Origin of the sequence: Sanguibacter sp. 25GB23B1 (assembly GCF_040012415.1) — a bacterium.
In the GTDB taxonomy this organism is placed as follows: domain Bacteria; phylum Actinomycetota; class Actinomycetes; order Actinomycetales; family Cellulomonadaceae; genus Sanguibacter.
The window spans coordinates 13,635-35,480 of the sequence record NZ_JBDYKL010000015.1; the positions used below are offsets into that span (position 1 = coordinate 13,635).

Annotated in this window: 21 protein-coding genes; 8 read left to right on the forward strand and 13 right to left on the reverse strand. The window is 71.0% G+C overall.

Annotated elements, in window-relative coordinates; translation table 11 throughout:
• Positions 1 to 135: 135 nt before the first annotated feature.
• The 4 genes from ABKW26_RS10140 to ABKW26_RS10155 form a co-directional block, all read right to left on the reverse strand.
• Positions 136 to 882, reverse strand: a complete 747-nt coding sequence (locus ABKW26_RS10140) for a cytochrome c biogenesis protein CcdA (protein WP_348593428.1) — start codon at positions 880 to 882, stop codon at positions 136 to 138.
• A gap of 102 nt (positions 883 to 984) precedes the next feature.
• A complete protein-coding gene (locus ABKW26_RS10145) occupies positions 985 to 1,632 on the reverse strand; it encodes a TlpA disulfide reductase family protein (protein WP_348593287.1) in 648 nt (215 codons plus the stop codon).
• Positions 1,633 to 1,708: 76 nt separating this feature from the next.
• Positions 1,709 to 2,353 (reverse strand): histidine phosphatase family protein, encoded by a 645-nt coding sequence (locus tag ABKW26_RS10150; protein ID WP_348593289.1) that lies wholly within the window; start codon positions 2,351 to 2,353, stop codon positions 1,709 to 1,711.
• Positions 2,354 to 2,406: 53 nt separating this feature from the next.
• A complete protein-coding gene (locus tag ABKW26_RS10155; protein ID WP_348593291.1) occupies positions 2,407 to 2,874 on the reverse strand; it encodes a MarR family transcriptional regulator in 468 nt (155 codons plus the stop codon).
• Positions 2,875 to 3,082: 208 nt separating this feature from the next.
• On the opposite strand from ABKW26_RS10155, the gene ABKW26_RS10160 reads away from it, so the two are divergent.
• The gene (locus tag ABKW26_RS10160; protein WP_348593293.1) at positions 3,083 to 3,628 is read left to right on the forward strand and encodes a YceI family protein; all 546 of its coding nucleotides are present in this window, start codon (positions 3,083 to 3,085) and stop codon (positions 3,626 to 3,628) included.
• A 59-nt stretch (positions 3,629 to 3,687) separates the two neighbouring features.
• Here the strand turns inward: ABKW26_RS10160 and ABKW26_RS10165 are convergent, their stop codons facing one another.
• Positions 3,688 to 4,338, reverse strand: a complete 651-nt coding sequence (locus ABKW26_RS10165; RefSeq protein ID WP_348593295.1) for a redox-sensing transcriptional repressor Rex — start codon at positions 4,336 to 4,338, stop codon at positions 3,688 to 3,690.
• Positions 4,339 to 4,361: 23 nt separating this feature from the next.
• Complete coding sequence (locus ABKW26_RS10170) at positions 4,362 to 4,661, reverse strand: glutaredoxin family protein (RefSeq protein WP_348593297.1); 300 nt, start codon at positions 4,659 to 4,661, stop codon at positions 4,362 to 4,364.
• Positions 4,662 to 4,688: 27 nt separating this feature from the next.
• On the opposite strand from ABKW26_RS10170, the gene ABKW26_RS10175 reads away from it, so the two are divergent.
• Positions 4,689 to 5,597 carry an HAD-IB family hydrolase gene (locus ABKW26_RS10175; protein ID WP_348593430.1) on the forward strand — a complete coding sequence of 303 codons (909 nt, stop codon included), beginning with the start codon at positions 4,689 to 4,691 and terminating at the stop codon, positions 5,595 to 5,597.
• Here the strand turns inward: ABKW26_RS10175 and ABKW26_RS10180 are convergent.
• The 4 genes from ABKW26_RS10180 to ABKW26_RS10195 form a co-directional block, all read right to left on the reverse strand.
• On the reverse strand, positions 5,506 to 6,021 hold the full coding sequence (locus ABKW26_RS10180; protein ID WP_348593299.1) for a DUF2809 domain-containing protein: 516 nt from the start codon (positions 6,019 to 6,021) through the stop codon (positions 5,506 to 5,508). The genes ABKW26_RS10175 and ABKW26_RS10180 overlap by 92 nt on opposite strands.
• Before the next feature lie 101 nt (positions 6,022 to 6,122).
• The gene (locus tag ABKW26_RS10185; RefSeq protein ID WP_348593301.1) at positions 6,123 to 6,878 is read right to left on the reverse strand and encodes an MIP/aquaporin family protein; all 756 of its coding nucleotides are present in this window, start codon (positions 6,876 to 6,878) and stop codon (positions 6,123 to 6,125) included.
• A 227-nt stretch (positions 6,879 to 7,105) separates the two neighbouring features.
• The gene (locus ABKW26_RS10190) at positions 7,106 to 8,197 is read right to left on the reverse strand and encodes an arabinan endo-1,5-alpha-L-arabinosidase (protein ID WP_348593303.1); all 1,092 of its coding nucleotides are present in this window, start codon (positions 8,195 to 8,197) and stop codon (positions 7,106 to 7,108) included.
• Positions 8,197 to 9,726, reverse strand: coding sequence for an alpha-N-arabinofuranosidase (locus tag ABKW26_RS10195; protein WP_348593305.1), 1,530 nt, complete (start codon positions 9,724 to 9,726; stop codon positions 8,197 to 8,199). The genes ABKW26_RS10190 and ABKW26_RS10195 overlap by 1 nt, the downstream gene beginning before the upstream one ends.
• A gap of 366 nt (positions 9,727 to 10,092) precedes the next feature.
• On the opposite strand from ABKW26_RS10195, the gene ABKW26_RS10200 reads away from it, so the two are divergent.
• From ABKW26_RS10200 to ABKW26_RS10225, 6 genes are all read left to right on the forward strand, one after another.
• A complete protein-coding gene (locus ABKW26_RS10200; protein ID WP_348593307.1) occupies positions 10,093 to 11,439 on the forward strand; it encodes a sugar ABC transporter substrate-binding protein in 1,347 nt (448 codons plus the stop codon).
• Positions 11,440 to 11,532: 93 nt separating this feature from the next.
• A complete protein-coding gene (locus tag ABKW26_RS10205) occupies positions 11,533 to 12,534 on the forward strand; it encodes a sugar ABC transporter permease (protein WP_348593309.1) in 1,002 nt (333 codons plus the stop codon).
• A gap of 19 nt (positions 12,535 to 12,553) precedes the next feature.
• Complete coding sequence (locus tag ABKW26_RS10210; RefSeq protein WP_348593311.1) at positions 12,554 to 13,498, forward strand: carbohydrate ABC transporter permease; 945 nt, start codon at positions 12,554 to 12,556, stop codon at positions 13,496 to 13,498.
• Between the two features lie 4 nt (positions 13,499 to 13,502).
• Positions 13,503 to 14,852 carry an arabinan endo-1,5-alpha-L-arabinosidase gene (locus tag ABKW26_RS10215; protein ID WP_348593313.1) on the forward strand — a complete coding sequence of 450 codons (1,350 nt, stop codon included), beginning with the start codon at positions 13,503 to 13,505 and terminating at the stop codon, positions 14,850 to 14,852.
• A gap of 26 nt (positions 14,853 to 14,878) precedes the next feature.
• Positions 14,879 to 15,592, forward strand: coding sequence for a DUF624 domain-containing protein (locus ABKW26_RS10220; RefSeq protein WP_348593315.1), 714 nt, complete (start codon positions 14,879 to 14,881; stop codon positions 15,590 to 15,592).
• A 51-nt stretch (positions 15,593 to 15,643) separates the two neighbouring features.
• A complete protein-coding gene (locus ABKW26_RS10225) occupies positions 15,644 to 16,675 on the forward strand; it encodes a YihY/virulence factor BrkB family protein (RefSeq protein WP_348593316.1) in 1,032 nt (343 codons plus the stop codon).
• 36 nt (positions 16,676 to 16,711) lie between these two features.
• Here the strand turns inward: ABKW26_RS10225 and ABKW26_RS10230 are convergent, their stop codons facing one another.
• From ABKW26_RS10230 to ABKW26_RS10240, 3 genes are read right to left on the reverse strand one after another with little or no spacing between them, the layout of a single operon-like run.
• Entirely contained in the window at positions 16,712 to 19,300 is a 2,589-nt protein-coding gene (locus tag ABKW26_RS10230; RefSeq protein WP_348593317.1) for a polynucleotide kinase-phosphatase, read from the reverse strand.
• Positions 19,297 to 20,790, reverse strand: a complete 1,494-nt coding sequence (locus ABKW26_RS10235) for a 3' terminal RNA ribose 2'-O-methyltransferase Hen1 (RefSeq protein WP_348593320.1) — start codon at positions 20,788 to 20,790, stop codon at positions 19,297 to 19,299. The genes ABKW26_RS10230 and ABKW26_RS10235 overlap by 4 nt, the downstream gene beginning before the upstream one ends.
• Before the next feature lie 40 nt (positions 20,791 to 20,830).
• Entirely contained in the window at positions 20,831 to 21,838 is a 1,008-nt protein-coding gene (locus ABKW26_RS10240; protein ID WP_348593322.1) for a LacI family DNA-binding transcriptional regulator, read from the reverse strand.
• Between the last annotated feature and the right edge of the window lie 8 nt (positions 21,839 to 21,846).

A 21,846-nucleotide genomic window follows, 5' to 3' on the forward strand; every position in this document is an offset into this window, starting at 1 on the left:
GGTCCCGCCCGGACCGGTGCTCTCAGCCGTCTCGGCGGTCGCGGACGTCCGGGCAGGGTCGCCGGAGAACGCGTCGTCGATGCCCTCGGGGTGGTAGCTGCGGTCCCGCTCGGGAGGGTTGGGGGGTGTGCTCACCTAGATCACCGTCTCTGTCCCGCCGATGAAGCCTTGCATCGACCGGCTCCAGTCGCCCCACAGGCCGGTGACGAGCGCCAGCCCGATGGCGATGAGCAGGGCGCCGCCGATACGCATGATCGCGAGCCGGTGCTTGCGCAGGAAGGCGAGACCGCGCTTGCTGCTCTGCAGGCCGAGCGCGATGAGGAGGAACGGGGTCCCCAGCCCGATGCAGTAGGCGACCGCGAGGATCCCGCCGCGGGTCGCTGAGCCTTCGCCGAGGGCGAGCGCGTAGATCGCGACGAGCGTGGGACCGAGGCACGGCGTCCAGCCGAGGCCGAACGCGAAGCCGAGGAGGGGAGCGCCCCAGAGGCCGGCGGTCGGGCTCGCGTGCAGCCGTCGCTCACGCTGGAGGAAGGGGACGGCACCGAGGAAGGCAAGTCCCATGAGGACGACGACGACCCCGAGCACACGGGAGATCTCGTCCTGCCAGCGCGTGAGGAACGACCCGGCGGTCCCGGTGAGGATGCCGATCGAGACGAAGACGACCGCGAAGCCGAGGATGAACAGCGCGACACCGAGCAGGACCCGGCCGCGGCCGGCAGCCGGTGCCGAGCCGCCTGCGCCGCGTGGCGCACCCGGACCGCCGACGCTCGAGGCGGCGAGCCCGCTGACGAAGCCGAGGTAGCCGGGGACGAGCGGCAGGACGCACGGCGACGCGAACGACACGAAGCCCGCGAGGAGGGCGACGGGGATCGCCAGGAGCATCGACCCGGAGAACGCGGTGGAGGCGAACGAGTCCCCGACGCTCGCGAGCACCGGAGCAGAGCCGCTCGCGACAGCCGACGCGGCGAGAGAGGTGACCACTGCTCAGGCGTCCGGCTCTGCGAGGACGTCGTCGATGAGCCCGTCGAGCGTGGAGGCGTCGATCTGACCGAGGACCCGGGCGGCGACACGGCCCTGCCGGTCGAGCACGACGGTGGTGGGGACGGCCTGGACCGGCACGATCGCCTGGAGGGCCGCGACGGCCGAGCCGTCGGTGTCGGCGATGGACGGCCACGTGATGCCGTGCTCTCGCTCGAACGCGAGGGCCGCGCCGCTGTCGTCCGTGCCGTTGATGCCGATGAGTCGCACGCCGTCGGACGCACGCTGCGTCGCGACCTCGAGGAGGTCGGGGGCCTCTGCCCGGCAGGGCGGGCACGCCGCGTACCAGGTGTTGAGGACGACGATCTCGTCGCCGGTGCTGCGGGTGTCGACGGCGTTGCCCGAGAAGTCTGTGCCCGTGATCTCGACGGGGTCGGTCCGCTCGTCCTCGGACCAGGTCCGCAGGCTGCCGTCGCCGGAGGCGTACCCCTGCCCGACGACGTCGTCCGGGTCGCTGTTCCCGGAGTCGGCTGCGCAGGAGGAGAGCAGGAGGCCGGTCGCCACGGCGAGCGCGACGGCCACCGTGCGAGACGGCGTGCGGCGGTTGCTCGCCGGACGGGCACGACGACGGGCGGCGGGAACAGCAGGGATCACTCCCCCACTATCCCCGATGGTGCTGAGAGATCTCTGAGAGACGCGCGTGCCGTGCTGCCCGACGAGCTGGTCCGCCTCAGGCTCCGGAGACCTGGTTGGCGCCGGGCAGGAGGTCGGCGGCCGGCTCCGTGTAGTGCAGGCCGACGAGGGTGTCGCCGTCGAACCGCAGGGACGTGATCGAGGCGAGCGAGCACTGGCGGTTGCGGGGGTCGTGCCAGAGGCGCTTGCCCTCGAATCCGCGGCGGGCCATCCAGACCGGGAGCTGGTGGCTGACGAGGAGCGCCTCGTGCCCCTCGGCCTGCTCGCGAGCCGCGTGCACGGCAGCGTGCATGCGCGCGACCTGCTCCTTGTAGGGCTCGCCCCATGACGGGCGGAAGGGGTTGACGAGGTAGGGCCAGTGCTGAGGGTGGCGCAGCGACCCGTCGCCGACGCCGAAGCTCTTGCCCTCGAAGTGGTTGCCCGCCTCGATGAGCCGCTCGTCGGTGCCGAGCTCGACGCCGAAGGCCGCCGCCGCCGGGGTGGCGGTCTCCTGGGCGCGCTGGAGCGGCGAGGCGGTCACGACGGTGATGTCGTGACCGCCGGCCACGAGGTGCTCGGCGACGCGCTGCGCCATCTGGTGCCCGAGCTCGGAGAGGTGGTACCCCGGGATCCGTCCGTAGAGGATCTTGTCGGGGTTGAAGACCTCGCCGTGGCGCATGAGGTGAACTGTTGTGGTGGCCATGGGCACCATGGTCCCAAAGGTCGGAGCAGATCAACGCATCGGTGGGCGTGGCGTCAGGTGCGGCAGGCCAGGGACACGCGCTCCATGGCCTGCCCGAGCACCACGAGCTGCTCGGGGGTGAGGACGTCGACGAGATGGCGGCGGACCGAGGAGACGTGCCTCGGGGCGGCCGCCACGAGCGCGGCCACCCCGGCCTCGGTGAGCGCACAGTTGACGCCTCGGCCGTCGGCGACGCAGGACTCGCGGACGACGAGGCCCCGTTCCTCCATGCGACGGATGGTGTGGGTCACCCTGCTGCGCGAGTAGGCGAGGCTGTCTGCGAGCTGCGACATGCGGAGCGTGCGGTGGGGGCTCTCAGAGAGCCGGACGAGGACCTCGTACTCGTTGAGCGAGAGGTCGGAGTCGTTCTCGAGGTCCCTGTTGAGCGTCTCGTTGAGGCGTGCGGTCCCCTCGAGGAACGCTCGCCAGCTGGCCTGCTGCTCGTCGGTGAGCCACAGGACGTCCGTCTCTTCCATCATCATGGCGCAGTCTCCCCCTGCTTCGGCCCCGCCCTGTGCGGCGCCTGTGTATGCAGGACGATAGCGTGCCCCGGTTGGCCGCTGCCGCGAGGTGTGACTTGCATCACATGTATAGCGCACTTGCTTTTCTTCTGCCTACCATAGTAGAAAGTTCAACTATTGAAGGTGGCACGATCGGCGCCACGCTCGACCACAGACCCAGGAGATTCTCATGACTGCTCTTCCCACCGGACTCGCTACCGGCACCTACACCGCTGACCCGACCCACACGTCCGCGACGTTCACCGTCCGCCACGCCGGCATCTCGAAGGTCCGCGGCAGCCTCGCCGTGCCGACCGCCGTCGTCACCGTCGGCGAGGACATCGAGAGCTCCTCCGTCAGCGCCGAGCTCGACGCAGCGTCCATCAACACGGGCAACCCCGACCGCGACGGCCACCTCAAGAGCGCCGACTTCTGGGACGTCGAGAAGAACCCGGTGTGGACGTTCACCTCCACCTCCGTCGCAGCCTCCGGCGACGACTTCGCCGTCACCGGCGACCTGACGATCAACGGCGTGACCCGCTCGGTCGCCCTCGCCACCGAGTTCGTCGGCATCGCCACGGACCCGTTCGGCAACAGCCGCGCCGGCTTCGAGGCCAAGACCGAGATCTCCCGCAAGGACTTCGGCCTCACCTACAACGCCGCGCTCGAGACCGGCGGCGTCCTCATCAGCGACACCGTGAAGATCGCGATCGACATCTCCGCCATCAAGGGCTGAGTCGCTCGACAGCACGACAGGACTGACCTGCACCTGCCCGCACGGGCCGAGGGTGCAGGTCAGTCCCGTCTCCGGGCCTGGGAGTGGAACGCGAGGATCTGCAGCTCGCTGCCGACGTCCACGGACCGGAGCTCGACCCCGGGCGGCACCTGCAGCGCGCACGGCGCGAAGCTGAGGATCTCCCGGACACCGGCTGCCACGACCGCGTCGCACACCTCCTGTGCGCCCTCCCCCGGCGTCGCGATGACGACGATCGACACCCCGCGCTCCCGGACGACCTCGTCGAGCCGCGCCACGTCCTCCACCACCCGACCCGCCACCTCCTGCCCGACGACGCTCGGCGAGCTGTCGAGCAGCGCCGCGACGGTGAACCCGCGTGCCGCGAAGCCGGAGTAGTTCGCGAGCGCGTGCCCGAGGTTGCCGACGCCGACGATCGCGACCTGCAGCTCCTGCGCCACACCGAGCGCCCCGCTCACCCGGGCCCGGAGCCGGCGCACGTCGTACCCCACCCCACGGGTGCCGTGCGAGCCGAGATAGCTGAGGTCCTTGCGCAGCTGGGCCGGCCCGACGCCGGCGAGCTCGGCGAGCTCCGTCGACGAGGTACCGACCACGCCCCGCGCCGCGAGGTCGGACAGCACCCGCAGGTAGACGGGCAGGCGCTCGATGCTCGCCGAGGGCATCCGGCGCACCAGCTCGTCCGGTCCGGTCACCCTCGTCCTCCCCACCCGCAGCGTCAGCGGGCGAGGAGCCGTCGCAGCCGGTCCTCGTCGATCCGCCAGAATCCCTGTTGTACACCGTCGACGGTCACGACGGGGACATAGTCGCCGTACACGCCGCGCAGATCGTCCGACGCGTCCACGTCGACGGTCGTCCACGAGGTGCCGGTCTCGCCGCACACGCGGGAGACGACCACGCACGCGTCGTCGCACAGGTGGCACCCCGTGCGCGTGTAGACGACGACGCGCGACGCGCCAGCGGTGTCGTCGGTGCTCGCGGCGCCCGACCGTTCATGTGCTGCTCCACCCACGTTCACGGGACCAACCCTAGAGTGCTGACTACAGTGGGGCGTGTGCGCACCGACGAGTCTGACCCGGAGACCGGAGAAGCAGTGGCCGAGGCCGCCGCGCAACAGCTCGCGGCCACGACGCTCACCGAACCAGAGGCCCCACCCGTCGCGGACGAGCGCGTCCCGCAGGTCGCCGCGTTCTTCGACGTCGACAACACGATCATCCGCGGGGCCTCGTCGTTCCACCTCGCGCGGGGCCTCTACGCCCGCGGGTTCTTCCGCAAGCGGGACCTCGTCAACTTCTTCTTCCAGCAGGCCCGCTACATGGCCTTCGGCGAGAGCCGGCAGCAGATCGACGAGGTCCGCTCGCGCGCGCTGCACCTCATGACGGGCCACTCGGTCGCCGAGGTCGTCGCGATCGGCGAAGAGGTGTACGACCAGGTGCTCGCCCTGCGGATCTTCCCCGGGACGCAGAAGCTCCTCGACGCGCACCTCGCCGCGGGCCACCAGGTGTGGCTCGTCACGGCGACGCCGGTCGAGATCGGCGACCTCATCGCACGCAGGCTCGGCGCAGACGGCGCTCTCGGCACGATCGCCGAGCACGAGAGCGGCTTCTACACCGGCCGGCTCGTCGGCGACATGATGCACGGGCAGGCCAAGGCCAACGGCGTCGTCGCCCTCGCCGAACGGCTCGGTCTCGACCTCGCCGGCTCCTCGGCCTACGGCGACTCCATGAACGACGTGCCGCTGCTCTCCACCGTCGGCAACCCGTGCGCGATCAACCCCGACCCGCGCCTGCGCAAGCACTCGAAGACCGTGGGCTGGCCCGTGCGTGAGTTCCGCGGTCGGCGCCGGACCGCACGGCGCGGGATCAAGACCGCGAGCTGGGCAGGTCTCGCCTGGGCGGGCGGTCTCGTCGTCCGCTCGGCGACGAGGTCCCTGCGGTCTCGTTTCGGGGGCTGACCTCCGAGGCCTCGACGAGCGCCCCCGCGCGACGGCGCACCACGGTGCCTACCGCGACGTCCAGCGCCCCGGCGGCACACGCGCCGACTGCGTAGACGACAAGGTCCAGGGTGTGGAACGTGGTGCCGAGAACCCACCGCGCGGGCTCCCACACGGCGACGACCGCCGCCGAGAGACCCGCGAGCTGCGCGAGCTCGACCGCCGCGCACAGCGACCAGGCGACCGCGACGAGCGTCGCCGGGCGGGCGCGTGGCGCGACGAGCGCCACGAGCACGTACACGAGCACCGCGTAGAGCGCGTCGCCACCGACCTCTGCCACGACCCCGCCGCCGACGGCGCGCACACCCAGCCCCAGCACGGTCGTGACGATCACCGCGAGCGCCAGGGCGGGACGGCGCGCGAGGAGGGAGGGTCGGAAGGTCACGGGTCCAGCATGCCCGCACCGCGGACCGTCCGGTCGTGCTCCACGGAACCTCCACGGGATCCGGCCGATCGCGGGAGCCGGCCGATCACGGGAGCGTGACGTCAGGTGGCGATCGCGACGGCAGCGAGACCGCCGAGCACCCCTCCGACGGCTGGGCCGACGACGGGCACCCAGGCGTAGGACCAGTCGCTGCCGCCCTTGCCCCGGATGGGGAGCGCGGTGTGGGCGAGCCGCCCGCCGAGGTCACGCGCGGGGTTGATCGCCCACCCGGTGACCCCGCCGAGACCGAGACCCACCCCGAGCACGACGAGCGCCATGCCGAGCGGCCCGAGCTCCGAGGGAGTCTGGGCGAGCAGGAGGAGCACGAGCACGAGGACGAACGTCGCGACCCCCTCGCCGAAGACGTTCGTCGGCAGCGACCGGATGGCCGGTGCTGTCGCCATGGAGGCGAGCTTCTCCGCCTGGACCGGGTGCGCGTCGTAGTGCTGACGGTAGACCGCCCATGCCGCGACGGCGCCGAGGAACGCACCCAGCAGCTCGGCGACGAGGTAGGCCAGCGTCGTCGCGAGGGAGATCCCGATGCCGGGCGCGAACTCGGTCGGCCCGTCGGCGGTCGCGCTCTGCGCGAGGATCGCGAGCGTGACGGCCGGGTTGAGGTGCGCACCGGAGTCCTGCGCGACGACGACGCCCGCGAAGACGCCGAGGCTCCAGCCGACGGCGACGACGAGGTAGCCGCCGCCCCGGCCGAAGGTCCGGGAGAGCGTCATGTTCGCGCACACGCCCACGCCGAGGGTCATGAGGACGGCTGTGCCGGCGACCTCGGAGAGGAGGATCCGCCCGACGTCAGCGGTGAGCACGTGTCACCGACCTGGGTCGACGCACCCGGCGAGGAACCCTGCGAGGAGTCCCACCACGACCACGACGGACCTGGGGTGCCGACCTGCGGCCCGTGCGACGACGAGGTCCGGACGTGCCATGTGGGTCTCCCAGGTCGTGCACGTGTCGAGCGCGGCCGGTCGGTCGCTCGTCGAGTCTTGCACCGCACCCGGCCTTCACCACGGGCTGAAGGTCCCGGGCGCGGGCATCAGCCGTCCCCCTCCGCCCGCGCCTGTTCCTCGGCCGTCTGTGCGACCGGCCAGCCGTCGGTCGTCCAGGCGAGCCTGCGGATGCCGAGCTGGAAGTCACCGCCGAGGGTCTCGTCGTAGTAGTGGAACGCGAGGTGGTCACGAGAGACCGACTGGCCGCCCGGGCCGATCATCGTCCCGTCCGTCCCGAGGAGGGGCAGTCCACCGTCCTCGAGGAGCGGCACGCCGTCCGCGTCGACATAGGGGCCGGTCACGTCGCGCGAACGACCGACGGCCATGTTGTAGGTGCTGTCGGTGCCCTGGCAGCAGGAGTCGCGCGAGAAGAAGAGGTAGTACCAGCCGTCACGCTCCAGCAGGTACGGCGCCTCGATCGCGTTGTCGCCGAAGCCGCGGTCGGCGAGGTGGACCGGCTCGGCCGTCCCGGCGGGGGCGTCGAGCGTGCTGCCGACCGGCTTTCCGGTGGGCCACTCGAGCTCGATCATGAAGAGCCCGTCCCAGAAGGAGCCGTAGGCCATCCACGGCGTCCCGTCGGCGTCCTCGACGATGCCGGGGTCGATCGCGTTGTACGGCGTGGTCCCGTCCGACCGCCACACCTCGCCCTCGTCGACCCACCGGTACGCCGGGTCCTCGGGGTCGAGCGTCTGGTTGGTGTACAGGCCGATGAGCGAGGTGTTCGAGCCGAAGGTCGACGCCGAGTAGTAGAGGTAGTACGTGCCGTCGTGCTCGTAGATCTCGGGGGCCCAGAAGTTGCTCACCCCGGCGACGACCTCCCGCGTCCAGTACGGCTCGTCCGCGGGCGTCCACACCTCGCCGACGTGCTCCCACGTCGCTCCGCCGTCGGTCGAGCGGCGGACCTGCGGCGCACCGAGACCCACCCGCCCGTCGCCGGTGGAGAAGACGTACCAGGTGTCGTCGGACTCGTCGGAGGTGCCGGCGTCCTCGATGTAGAGCGCCGGGTCGTGGGTGCGGAGGTCTCCAGAGAGGTCGACGACCGTCGCCGACGGCCCGGCCGTCTGCTCCGGGTCGTCGGACCCGGAGCAGGCGGCGAGCCCGAGGGCCGCGACGAGCGCCACGGCTGCGAGCCGGCGCATCAGCCGAGCCGGACCATGTTCCAGGACACCGGCGGCACCTCGACGGTGAGGACACCGTCGACGACCTTCGCCGTGTCGTTGAGCACGGGCAGCACCGACGTGTCGTCGTCCGCGGTCGCGGCCCACGTGTGGTCGGGGTTCGACAGGCTGGTCGACTCGACGACCTCGAGCGACGCGTGCGGACCGTCGGCGAAGCCGACGAGCGCGCGGACGTCGACCGTCAGGGTGACCGGCTCGGTGAGCGAGCGGTTGACGGCGAAGAGGGACACGGCACCGGTCTCTGGGTCGCGCGTCGCGACAGCGTCAGCGACAGCGACCTCGCCGAAGCGTGCCGTCTCGTACGTCGGCGCGCTGATCCCCACCTGGAGGACGTCACCCACGGCGTGCTGCGACGCCTGGGCGAAGGGGTGGAAGGTGGTCTGGCGCCAGCTGCGCCCACCCGGCTCCGTCATGATCGGCGCGATGACGTTGACCAGCTGGGCCAGTGACGCGGCGTGCACCCGGTCGGTGTTGCGCAGCAGCGAGATGAGGAGGTTCCCCACGACGACGGCGTCGGCGACGTTGTACCGGTCCTCGAGGAGAACGGGGGCGACCGGCCAGTCGTCGCCCGTCGGCGGCTTCGACTCCGCGCGCTTCTGGTACCAGACGTTCCACTCGTCGAACGAGATGTTGATGCGCTTGGAGTGCTTGCCGGCAGCGCGGACGTAGTCGGCGGCCGCGGTGACGGACTCGATGAAGTGGTCCATGTCCACGGCCGACGCGAGGAAGGAACCGAGGTCGCCCTCCTCCTCCCAGTAGTACGCGTGGGCGGAGATGTAGTCGACGAACTCGTAGGACTCCTCGAGGACGGTCGCCTCCCAGGAGCCGAAGGTCGGCATGTCCGAGGAGGACGACCCGCACACGACGAGCTCGATCGTCGGGTCGATCATCCGCATGGCACGAGCCGTCTCGGTGGCGAGCCGCGCGTACTCCTCGGCCGTCTTGTGACCGATCTGCCACGGGCCGTCCATCTCGTTGCCCAGGCACCACATGGTCACGCGGTACGGCTCCTCGTGGCCGTTCGCTCGGCGGAGGTCCGAGAAGTGCGTGCCGCCGGGGACGTTGCAGTACTCGAGGAGGTCGAGCGCCTCCTGGATGCCCCGCGTGCCGAGGTTGACGGCCATCATCGGCTCCACACCGGTCTTGCGCGCCCATTCCATGAACTCGTCGACGCCCACGAGGTTGGGGTCGCTCGAGTGCCACGCGAGGTCGAGGCGGGTGGGGCGCTGGTCCTTGGGGCCGACGCCGTCCTCCCAGCGATAGCCGGACACGAAGTTGCCGCCGGGGTAGCGCACGGTCGAGATGCCGAGCTCGCGGGTCATGTCCATGACGTCGCCGCGGAAGCCGTTCTCGTCGGCGCTCGCGTGCTCAGGGTCGTGGATGCCCGTGTAGACGCACCGGCCGAGGTGCTCGACGAACGAGCCGAACGTCCGGCGGCGGACCGGGCCCACGACGAACGCGGGGTCGAGGGTCAGGGTGACGGGAAGCATGGTTCTCCTAGGACTCGGTCGCGGTGCCGCCGTGGAACCGCATGTCTACATCGTTGTAGATGGATCATGCAGCACCGGCCGGACGGTCGTCAACCCTTCTCTGCGTACACTCGGCCAGGCCGATCTACACCGATGGAGAATCGTTACCCAGCCGCCTTGACCGCGACACCGAGCGTGTGCGACCTTATCTTCAACGATGTAGAAATCGGAGAGGTCAACGACGACCCTGATGCCGCGTGGACGGTCACCCAGACCGCCACGAGCTCCTCCCCGACCCGCAGCACTCCGTGGTGATGCGCCGGGCAGCAGTGGCACGAAGGACGCGTCGGACCTCGCACATCCCTGTGGGAATCGAGAGGATCCGTGATGAAGAAGTCACGTCTGACAACCGCACTAGCGGGAACCACCATTGTGACGAGCATGCTCGTGGCCGGCTGCTCCGGCGGCGGAGGCAACGACGACGGCTCGAAGAAGCTGACGTTCATGTTCCGTGGCGGCGAGGACGAGAAGGCCGCGTACGAGAAGGCCGTCCAAGCCTTCGAGACCGCCAACGACGTCGAGGTCGACATCATCGTCACCACGGCGGACGACTACAACACCAAGCTCAAGGCCGCCATCACCGGCCGCCAGATCCCCGACGTCTTCTACATCGCCCCCGGCGACGTCCAGGGCTACGTCAACAACGGCGTCGTCAAGGACATCACCGAGTACGTCGAAGGCTCCGAGACGATCGACCTCGACAACGTGTGGGCCTACGGCGTCGACAGCTACCGCTACGACGGCACGCTCCAGGGCCAGGGCGCCATCTACGCGCTCCCCAAGGACGTCGGCCCCTTCTCCTTCGGCTACAACAAGACGATGTTCGACGCCGCCGGGATCCCCCTGCCCGACCCCGACGTCCCCCTGACCTTCGACGAGTTCGTCGCCATCTCCAAGCAGCTCACCGTCGACAAGGACGGCGACGGAGCCGTCGACCAGTGGGGCACCGGCCTCAACGTCCAGTGGAACCTCCAGCCGTTCGTGTGGAGCAACGGTGGCGACTGGCTCAACGAGGACCGCACCGAGGTCACCGTCGACACCCCCGAGTTCGCCGAGACCCTCCAGTGGTTCGCCGACCTCACCAACGTCGAGAAGGTCACGCCCTCGCCCGCCGAGGCCCAGACCCTCGACACCTACCAGCGCTGGATGAAGGGCGAGATCGGCTTCTTCCCCGTCGCCCCCTGGGACATCAGCACCTACGAGAAGCTCGACTTCGAGTGGGACCTCATCCCCTACCCCGTCGGCTCCACCGGCGAGACCGCGACCTGGACCGGCACGCTCGGTATCGCCGTCTCCAACACGACCGAGTACCCGGAGGAGGCCACGAAGCTCGTCGAGTTCCTCGCCGCCGACGCCACCGCGCAGCAGAGCCTCGTCGACGCCGGCATCCAGGTCCCCAACCTCAAGGACATGGCCCAGACCTGGGTCGACGACTCCACCACGCAGCCCGCGAACAAGCAGGAGTTCCTCCAGATCGTCGAGGACTACGGCCGCCCGCTGCCCGCGAACAACACGTACAACGGCGAGTGGTACGACGAGCTCTTCACGAACATCCAGCCCGTCCTCGACGGAGACGTGACCGCGGAGGCGTACCTCAAGGAGGCCCAGCCGAAGATGCAGGCGTTCCTCGACTCGGCCAACGAGCAGGCCGAGCAGGCGGCGGCGCTCAACTAGCCCGCCCCGGACCGGTGCGTCCGCGAGACACCGGACGCACCGGTCCACCCCACCGCACACCACACGGCACGAACGCACTCGAGGGAGAAGGCGATGGCGCACGCACGCGCAGACGCACCCGCTGGGACCAGCTCAGCGGCCACGATCGTTCCCGGGGGCGCCCCGAGGAACCCGGCCGGGATCTCCAGCACCCCGCCACCACCGCGACCCAAGCGACCCCGGCTCCACCGGCGCGAGCACCTCGTCGCCGCCGCCTTCGTCGCGATCCCCGTCGTCGGCTTCCTCGTGTTCACGCTCTACCCGCTCGGGTACTCGTTCTACGCCTCGCTGACGAGCTGGAACGGACTCTCCGACCCGCAGTTCATCGGCCTCAAGAACTACGTGACGATGGCCGGCGACCCGTACTTCCGCAAGGCCCTGTTCAACACGTTCTTCCTCATGATCGGCATCCCCATCGGGCTGATCCTGTCTCTCGTGCTCGCCCTCGCGCTCAACCGCAAGATGGCCGGTACCACGTTCTTCCGCACGATCTACTACATCCCCGTGATCTCGTCGCTCGCCGCGATCGCCATCCTCTGGCAGTGGGCCTACAACGGGGACTTCGGGCTCGTGAACCAGGCGCTGGGGCTCGTCGGGATCGACGGCCCCAACTGGCTCATGGACAAGGACACGGTCAAGCCGGCCCTCATCATCATGTCCGTGTGGAAGGGCCTCGGGTACTCGATGCTCCTCTACCTGGCAGCCATCCAGTCCGTCCCGCGGTCCCTCTACGAGGCTGCCTCGCTCGACGGCGCGAACGCCTTCCAGCAGTTCCGCAGCATCACGCTCCCGATGGTCCGACCGGTGACGTTCTTCCTCGTCGTCACGAGCATCATCGGCGGCGCCCAGATCTTCATCGAGATCAACATCATGACGCCCACCGGTGGCCCGGAGTTCAGCTCCGCGTCGGTCGTCTGGTACATCTGGCAGAAGGCCTTCGAGAACCTCCAGATGGGTTACGCATCGGCGATGTCGATCGTCCTCGGACTGATCGTGTTCGTCATCACCGCCATCCAGTTCCGGGTCAACGCCCGCAACTCGTTCTCGGTCGACTGAGCGAGGGAACGGACACACCATGACTCTCATCAACACCTCCCCGGACCCCGTCGACGAGGCGGGGGCGCGCAAGCTGCCCGCCGGCTTCGGCGCCGGCAGGACGCGCACGAAGTCCACGCCGATGGGCGCCAAGGCCCGGTACCGCATCGGCAACGTCATCACGACGATCGTGCTGAGCCTCGGCGCCGTCATCATGATCGCGCCGCTGCTCTGGACGCTGTCGTCGTCCCTCAAGACGCGCGAGGGCGTGTTCCAGCTGCCACCGCAGTGGATCCCCGACCCCTTCGTCTGGGACACCTACGCACGGATCTGGACCGCCGGCCCGCTGCTCAGCGGTATCCAGAACAGCCTCATCGTCGCCTCGACCGTGACGATCGTCGGCAGCGTCGCGTCGAGCCTCGCGGCCTTCGCCTTCGCGAAGATGCGGCTGCCCTACAAGAACGCCGTGTTCCTGGCCCTCCTCGCGGGCCTCATGATCCCGTTCCCGACGCTCATGATCCCGCAGTTCATGATGTTCTCGCGGATGGGCTGGGTCGACACCCTGCTCCCGCTCATCATCCCCGGGCTCTTCGGCAACATCATCATGATCTTCTTCCTGCGCCAGTACCTGTCGAACATCCCGGACTCGATGATCGAGGCCGCGAAGATCGACGGAGCCGGGTACCTGCAGATCTTCGGGAAGATGATCCTCCCGCTCATCCGGCCGGCGATCGCCGCCCAGTTCATCCTGTGGTTCATGGCCGTGTGGAACGACTACCTCGCGCCCATCATCTACCTGAACAGCCCCGAGAAGCAGACCCTCCAGCTCGTCATCGCGAGCTTCAACGCCCGCTACGCGATCCAGACGGACTACCCGCTCATCATGGCTGCGTCGTTCGTCGCCCTCGTCCCCGTGCTCGTGATCTTCCTCGTCTTCCAGCGCCAGATCATCGAGTCCATCGCCCTCACCGGATCGAAGGGCTGAGCCCGTGAGCACCGCGACCGACGACGCAGCCCGACCTGTGGACGTCGCACCCGTGGCGGTCGCCGCACCGGTACCGGCCGACACGTCGGGTGCCCGCCACGCGCACGACCCGACGGTCGTGCAAGCACCCGACGGCACGTTCGTCATGTTCTCGACGGACGCCCTCGCGGGCGGCCGTCCGGACGCGGGCGTCCACGTCCGCACGTCACCCGACCTCGTCACGTGGACGCCGGCGGGGACCGCCCTCGGGTGCGTCCCCGCCGAGGCGGCCGCCTGGACCGGCGCCGAGGGCCTGTGGGCCCCCGAGGTCGTCCGCTGGCCGACCGCCGACGGCTCGCCGCGGTTCCACATGTACTACTCGGCGTCGACCTTCGGCTCCAGCACCTCGGCGATCGGGCTGGCCGTCGCCGAGGACCTCACCGGTCCGTGGGACGTGCGCGAGCTCGTCGTGCGCACGCGGGCGGGCGAGCAGTCGCAGAACGCCATCGATGCGGCCGTGACGTGGGACGGGGACGGCGACCCGTGGCTGACGTACGGGTCGTTCTTCTCCGGGATCCACACCCTGCGGCTCGACCGCGAGACCGGCCTGCCGGTCACGCCCGGCGACCTCGGCACGTGCATCGCGCGTCGCGCGCACTCCGTCGAGGCGGCGATCGAGGGCGCGTTCATCGTCCGTCGGCCGGGAGACACACCGGGCGACGACAGGTACGTCCTGTTCGTCAGCTACGACTCGCTCTTCTCGACGTACAACGTGCGGGTCGCCGTGGCCGACCACATCACCGGGCCGTACCGGGACCGGGACGGCACGGTCATGACGGACGTCGACCTCGTGCCGGACACTGTGGGGACCCGTGTCCTCGTCGGCCACCAGCGCGGCGACGGCGAGGCCTGGGTCGCGCCGGGACACTGCTCCGTGCTGCACGTCCCGGACGGCTCGACCGGTGTGGACCTCCTCGTCCACCACGTGCGCTTCGCCGCCGACCCGCGCGAGCATGTCGCCCAGGTGCGGCGGATCGTCTGGACGCGGTCAGGATGGCCGGCCGTCGCGCCCGAACCGTACGCCGGGGAAGGGCTCGAGGTGCCGCTGAGCACCGCGCTCGGAGCGGACCCCCTGCTCGCCGGGACGTGGGACGTCCTCGACCTCGGAGACTCCCCCGCGGCCACGCCTGCCGGACCGATGACGGTCTCCCGTCCCGTCGACGCCCCGGACGGCGACCTCACGGTGACCGGCGTGGCCGACGGCGTCGTCTTCGCCTCGCGCGACCAGGTGACAGGCAGCGAGACGCTGTCGTTCGCCGGATACAGCACCCGCGGGACCGCAGTCTCCGGGACGCTCCGGCCTGCGTCAGACTGACACGGACGAACGAGGAAGGAGGACGCATGGACGAGCTCGGCTGGGCCGGTCGCGTCATGGTCGCGCTCCGGTACGCCACGCAGCTCGTCCTCGTGAACCTCCTGTGGGTCGTCGGCACCGTGTGCGGGCTCGTCGTCCTCGGCGCGTTCCCCGCCACCCGCGCCGCCGCCCGTCTCCTCGAGGCGCTGCGCCGACGCCGCCCGTCCGAGAACCTCCTGCGCGACTTCTGGGACGGCTACCGCACGGACTTCTGGCGGAGCAACCTCCTCGGGGCGCCGTTCTGGGTGCTCGGTGCGCTCGCCGTCCTCGACCTCCAGGTCTTCCGCGCCGCTGCCGAGACCGGTGAGCGCTTCGCGAGCCTCCTGCTCGCGCCCTTCGTCATCGTCGTCGTCGTGTGCGCCGTGGCGCTCGCCTTCCTCGTCGCCGTCCTCCTGCGCTTCCGCGACGGGACCCTCGCGACCTGGCGTTTCGTGCTCGTCGCCCCGTTCCTGTCCGTCGGCACCTCGCTCGCGATCGTCCTCACGGTGGGCGCGTTCGTCGTCCTCACGTGGCAGTGGCCCGTCCTCGTGGTGCTCCTCGGCTTCTCCGCGCCGATCTTCCTCGGCACGTGGCTCGCAGGCCGTCGGCTCGACGCGCTCTTCGGCGACGGTGACTTCCTCGGCGACCCGCTCCTCGCCCGGGAGCCGGCTGCCGACGACGCCTCGCCGAGCCCACCGCTCACCCCTCCCGCGGCGGCGTAGTGCCTGCCTGAGCGCGGGCCGACCAGGACGCCGGCGACTAGGGTCGTGACAATGATGCTGGGAGCCGCACGCGGCTGGTGGGACCGATGGGTCGCGTGGAGAGCGCAGGACACGACCGTGTTCGACCGCGCCGAGGCCTTCGCGACCCGCCACCCGCTCACCCTCGGCCGCTACAACCTCGCTCTCGTGACGATGCGTGGTTGGCGCCGCGTCGTCGACGTCCGGGTCACCGGCCTCGCCGCGGAGATGACGTACTACGCGATCATCTCGCTGCTGCCGCTCCTCACCGCCCTCGGAGCGACGCTCGGGTTCCTCGAGCGCATCCTCGGCGAAGAGCAGGTGATCCGCCTCGAGCTGGCCCTGGTCGACACGTTCGCCGGGGTCTTCGAGGCACAGCTCATCGAGGACGTCCTCGCGCCCCTCGTCACCGGGGTCCTCCGCGAGGAGCGGTCCGGGCTGGCGATCGGCAGCCTCGCCATCACCCTGTGGCTCGCCAGCCGCATGTTCCGCGCCGCCATCCGCGCGCTCGACGACGCCTACCGCGTGCCCGAACGGCGGAGCCTCGCCGCCCAGTGGACGCTCGGTCTCGGTCTGTCCGTCGGCGCGCTCCTCACGCTCACCCTGCTGCTCTCCACGGTCGTCATCGGGCCGCTGCTCGGCGGCGGACGCCAGGTCGCCGAGTGGCTCGGCCAGGACCGGACCTTCGAGACCCTGTGGACGCTCGTCCGGTGGCCCGTCGTCGGGCTCGTCGGCCTCGGGTTCCTCGTGGTCCTCTACCGCTACGGACCCAACGTCGTGAACACATGGCGCGACTGCCTCCCGGGCGCCGTCCTCGGGATGCTCGCCCTCGTCGGGGTCGCCGTCGCCCTGCGCACCTACCTCGCGATCGCGGGGCCTGCCGCACCCGAGCTCGGACGCCCCGGGGAGGCCGTCTCCGTCGCGGCCCAGACCCTCGGAGCGGCGCTCGCCGCGATCCTCTGGCTGTGGCTGAGCAGCATCGTCGTGCTCGCCGGCGGGGTGGTCAACGCCGAGCTCCAGCGGATGCGGGCGGAGACGGACCCCGAGTCCGGCGCTGGCATCTGACACCGGAGGAGCCGCGCCGACGCGACCCGCGCACGCTCACAGCCGCGGGTCGACGGGCTCCGACTCGAGGGCCAGGACGGCGAAGACCGCCTCGTGGACGCGCCACAGCGGCTCGCCGTCACGGAGTCGCTCGAGGGCCTCGAGACCGAGCGCGTACTCGCGCAGGGCGAGCGACCGCTTGCGCCCGAGACCGCGCTCGCGCAACCGCTCGAGGTGCTGGGGCTCGGTGTAGTCGGGCCCGTAGATGATGCGCAGGTACTCCCGGCCGCGCACCTTGATGCCCGGCTGGACGAGGCCGCGCCGACCCCGCACGAGGTTGGCGACGGGCTTGACGACCATGCCCTCTCCCCCGGCGCCCGTGAGCTCTTCCCACCATGCGGTCCCCGACGCGACCGAGGTCTCGTCGGTGAGGTCGACGACGAGACGGCGGGTGGTCTGCAGCAGCCCCGAGGTGTCCGAGGCAACGAGCTCGTCGATGACGCCGAGGTGCCAGAGGTGGTCACGGTCGTGGAAGGTCGAGCCCTCGGCCGCGAGGACCTGGAACGGGGCGAGGCGCACGCCCTCGAGGCCGTCGACGTCCCACGCGTAGTGCCGGTAGGCGGCGGTGAAGCCCTCGGCGTTGGCGGCTCGGGACCGGGTGCGCTCGAGGAGGTCGCCGACCGGCAGCCCCGCGCGCTCCGCGGTCTCGAGCGTGCGGACGGCCGCGGGCAGCGCCGACCGGGCCGCGGCACCGACGCTCGCGTACTGCTCGCGCAGGAGCGGGCCGGCCTTGAGGGACCACGGCATGAGCTCGCAGTCGAGCAGGAGCCAGCCGCTCTCCGCGCCGTCGGCACCCGTCGTCGTCCACGTCCCGGCAGCGTCCGCCGCGGCCCGCAGCCGGGTGAGGAGCTCCTCGGTCCGCTCGTCGTCGAGGAAGGACCGGCCGGTGCGGGTGTGGACCACGCCGGTCGTGCCCTCGGGCATCGCGAACCGCGCGGTCGCGGTGGCCTGGTCCCGGCAGACGAGCACGACGGCCCGGGACCCCATGTGCTTCTCCTCGCACACGACCTGGTCGACGCCGTCGGCGCGCAGCTGGGCGAAGGCCTCGGCGGGGTGCTCGAGGATGCCGTCGCGGCTCGAGGTCGCGCACGGGCTCATCGTCGGCGGCAGGTAGAGCAACCAGCGCGGGTCGAGCGCGAAGCGGCTCATGACCTCGAGCGCGCCTGCCGCGTTCTCCGCGGCGACGGTCACGCGGCCGTGGGCCCGCGTCTCGACGACGCGCTTGCCGAGGACGTCCGTGACGTCGAGGAGGTCCGGGTCGCGCCGGCCTCCGGTCTCGGCACCGACGCCCGTGCCGTCGCCCGCGACGGGGAACGGTTTCACCGGCTCGTACCAGACGCGTTCTGCGGGGACCTGGACCACCTCTCGCTCCGGGTAGCGCAGCGCGCTGAGGTGCCCCCCGAAGACGGCACCGGTGTCGAGGCACATCGTGTTGTTCACCCAGTGCGCCACGGGCGTCGGCGTGTGCCCGTAGAGGACCGTCGCCCTCCCCCGGTAGTCCTCCGCCCACGGGTAGCGCACGGGCAGGCCGAACTCGTCGGTCTCGCCGGTCGTCTCCCCGTAGAGCGCAAAGCTGCGCACACGGCCCGACGCCCGGCCGTGGTACGCCTCCTTGAGCCCGGCGTGGGCCACCACGAGACGCCCCTCGTCGAGCACGAGGTGCGCCGCGAGACCGTCGCAGAACGTGCGGACCTCGCGGCGGAACTCCTCCGGTTCCCCGTCGAGCTGCGCGAGCGTCTCCGCGAGACCGTGGGAGACCTGGACCGTGCGGCCGTCGAGCGCGCGGACGAGCTTGTTCTCGTGGTTCCCCGGGACCGCGAGGGCGTGACCGGCGGCGACCATGCCCATGACGAGGCGCAGGACGCCCGGAGAGTCGGGGCCGCGGTCGACGAGGTCGCCGAGGAACACTGCGCGGCGCCCCTCCGGCGGCACGGCGTCGACCGGCCGACCGGCCTCGTCGCGGACGATCCTGTACCCGAGCGTGCCGAGCAGCGACTCGAGCTCGCTCCGGCAGCCGTGCACGTCACCGACGACGTCGAAGGGACCGGTCTCGGTGCGCAGGTCGCTGCGCAGCGGGCGGCGCACGATCGTCGCCGCCTCGACCTCGTCGGCGCCGCGCAGCACGTGCACGTCGCGGAAGCCCTCACGACCGAGGCCGCGCAGAGAGCGACGCAGCTGCTCGCGCTGGCGCCGGACGACGTGCGACGGGAGGGAGCGGTCGGTGCGCTCGGCGTTGCGGGCGAGGCACACGTCCTCGGGCAGGTCGAGGACGAGGGCGACCGGCAGGACGTCGTGCGCGCGGGCGAGCTCGGCGAGGCTCTTGCGGGCGTGGGGCTGCACGTTGGTCGCGTCGACCACCGTGAGGAGACCGGCGTCGAGTCGCTTGCCGACGATGTGCTCGAGCACCTCGAACGCGGCGGCAGTCGCCTCCTGCGAGCTCTCGTCGTTCGAGACGAGGCCGCGGCAGAAGTCGCTCGAGATCGTCTCGAAGCGGCCGAAGTGCGTCGCCGCGAACGTCGACTTCCCGGAGCCCGAGGCTCCGACGAGCACCACGAGGGAGAGGTCGGGGACGGAGATCTCGGTCATGCGGACACCCCGTCCTCGGGGGCCGTGCGGGTGAGCACGGCCATCTGGGTGGGCGGACCGACCTCGGGGTCGACGACGCCGACGGGCGCGAAGCGCACCGCGTAGCCGTGGCGGGCCGCTGCGTCCGAGGCCCACTTCTCGAACTCGGCACGCGTCCACTCGAAGCGGTGGTCGGTGTGGCGCATGGTCCCGTGGACGAGGCGGGCGTACCGCACGTTGTGCTCCGCGTTCGGTGTCGTGACGACGAGGACGCCCGGGCGGGCGTGCCCGAGGACCGCGCGCTCCAGAGCCGCGAGCCGAGGCGGGTCGACGTGCTCGATCACCTCCATGAGGACCGCGGCGTCGAAACCCGCCACCCGCGCGTCGGAGTAGGTGAGCGACGACTGGGCCAGCTCGATGCGTGCGCGCCGGTGCTCGGGCATCGTGTCGAGGTGGAGCCGGCTGGCGGCCGTCTCGAGCGCACGGTGGGAGACGTCGACGCCCAGCACACGGTCGATCGTCCGTTCCTCGAGGAGCCGGGCCAGCAGCGCACCCTCCCCGCACCCGAGGTCGACGACGGTCCGCGCCCCCGCGTCGCGCAGCTCGGCGAGGACCGCGTCCGCGCGCAGGCGGGCGAGCGGTACGGAGGGCAGGGGGCTCGCGTCAGGCTCGTCTGTCGCGTCGGTCGCGTCGGTCGCGTCGGTCGGGTCGGTCCTGTCGGTCGCCTCGCCGCTGTCGGTCGTCGCACCGCCGTCGAGGGCCTCGAGGACGTCGGTCGCCTCCAGGCGCTCGACCGCCGTCGCCGTGAGGTCGCGCTGCTGGGCGAGGTAGCGGTGCGCGATGAGCTCCCGGTCCGGGTGGGCCGCGAGCCAGCCGTCGCCCGCGCGGAGGAGCTTGTCGATCTCGTCGGGCCCCACCCAGTAGTGCTTGTCGGCGTCGAGCACCGGGAGCAGCACGTAGAGGTGGCTCAGCGCCTCCGCGAGCCGCAGCGTCCCGGAGAGCCGCAGCTCGACGTACCGGGAGTCGCCCCACGCGGGGACGGTCGGGTCGAGCGGCACGGGTCGGGCGTCGACGTCCCAGCCGAGCGGCCGGAAGAGACGCTCGACGAGCTCCGGGCCGCCGCGGGACGGGAGTGCCGGGATCTCCACGACGAGGGGCAGGGACTGCTCCGGGAGCTCGGGGCGGGCGGTGCACCGTCCGGCGATCGCGGTGCGGAAGACCTTGCCGAGGGCGGCTGCGAGCATCGACGACGCCGCGTACGGGCGGTCGTTGACGTACTGGGCGAGGCTGAACCCGCTGTGCCCCGCCGACCCGCTGCGCCCTCGGACGAGCGCGACGGGGTCGATCTCGAGGAGCAGTGCGACGGTGCACCGCTCGGCGGTCGCCTCGGGGTAGAACACGTGCGCCGTCCCGACGGGCAGGTCGAACGCCTGCACCTTCGCCGGGTGCTTGTGGAGGAGGAATCCGAGGTCGGTGGCCTCGGGGGCGGTGGAGGTCACGGTCAGCAGCACGCCGACGAGCCTATCGCCCCTGGTCGCGGCCGTCGTGGCGCTACGCGCTGACGCCGCTCGTCGACTCGCGCACGACGATCTCGTAGTCCGCGACGATCTCGACGGGGGCGCGCGGTGTGCCGCGGTCCTCGATCTGCTGCTGCAGGAGGTGCACGGCGGTCCGCGCGATGTCCTCCCGTCCGGGAGACACGGACGAGAGCGGGGGTGCCGCGTAGCGGGCCTCGTCGATGTCGTCGAAGCCGATCACCGCGACCTGCTCGGGCACGGCGATGCGGCGCTGGTGCAGGGCGTGCATGGCACCGAGGGCGAGGGCGTCGTTGAGGGCGAAGACGGCGTCGATCTCGATGCCTGCGTCGAGCATCCGGTCCATCGTCTCCGCGCCGTTGGCGCGGTGCCACATGCCTGCCTCGCCGATGAGCGCCGGGTCGATCTCCATCCCGGCGTCCTCGTGGGCGCGCACGTAGCCTTCGGTGCGCAGCCGTGCAGAGCCCACCTGTTCGCCCTCGTGGGCACCGATGAGGGCGATCCGGCGTCGGCCGAGCCCGATGAGGTGGGCGGTCGCCGCCCGGGCGGCCTCGACGTTGTGCATCGTCACGTGGTCGTGGGAGGAGCCGAAGATCCGCTCGCCGAGGAGCACCATCGGGAAGCTCACGTCGAACGCGGGCTTGTCCTCGGGCCCGAGCTCGAGCGGGGAGAAGATCAGCCCGTCGGTGAGGTGCTTGCGCTTGCCGGAGAGGATCTCGAGCTCACGGGCTCGGTCGGCTCCGGTCTGCTCGATGATGACGGTGAGGCCGACGTCCTCGGCGGCGCGGATGACGGAGTCGGCGAGCTCGGCGAAGTACGGGAGGCTCAGCTCCGGCACTGCGAGGCAGATCATCCCGGTGCGTCCGGAGCGCAGGTTCCGGGCCGAGACGTTCATCTGGTAGTCGAGCTCTTTGATCGCGGCAAGGACGCGGTCCCGTGTGGTGTCCCGGATGTACGGGTAGCCGTTCACCACGTTCGAGACGGTCTTGATGGAGACGCCCGCGAGCTGCGCGACGTCATGCATCGTTGTAG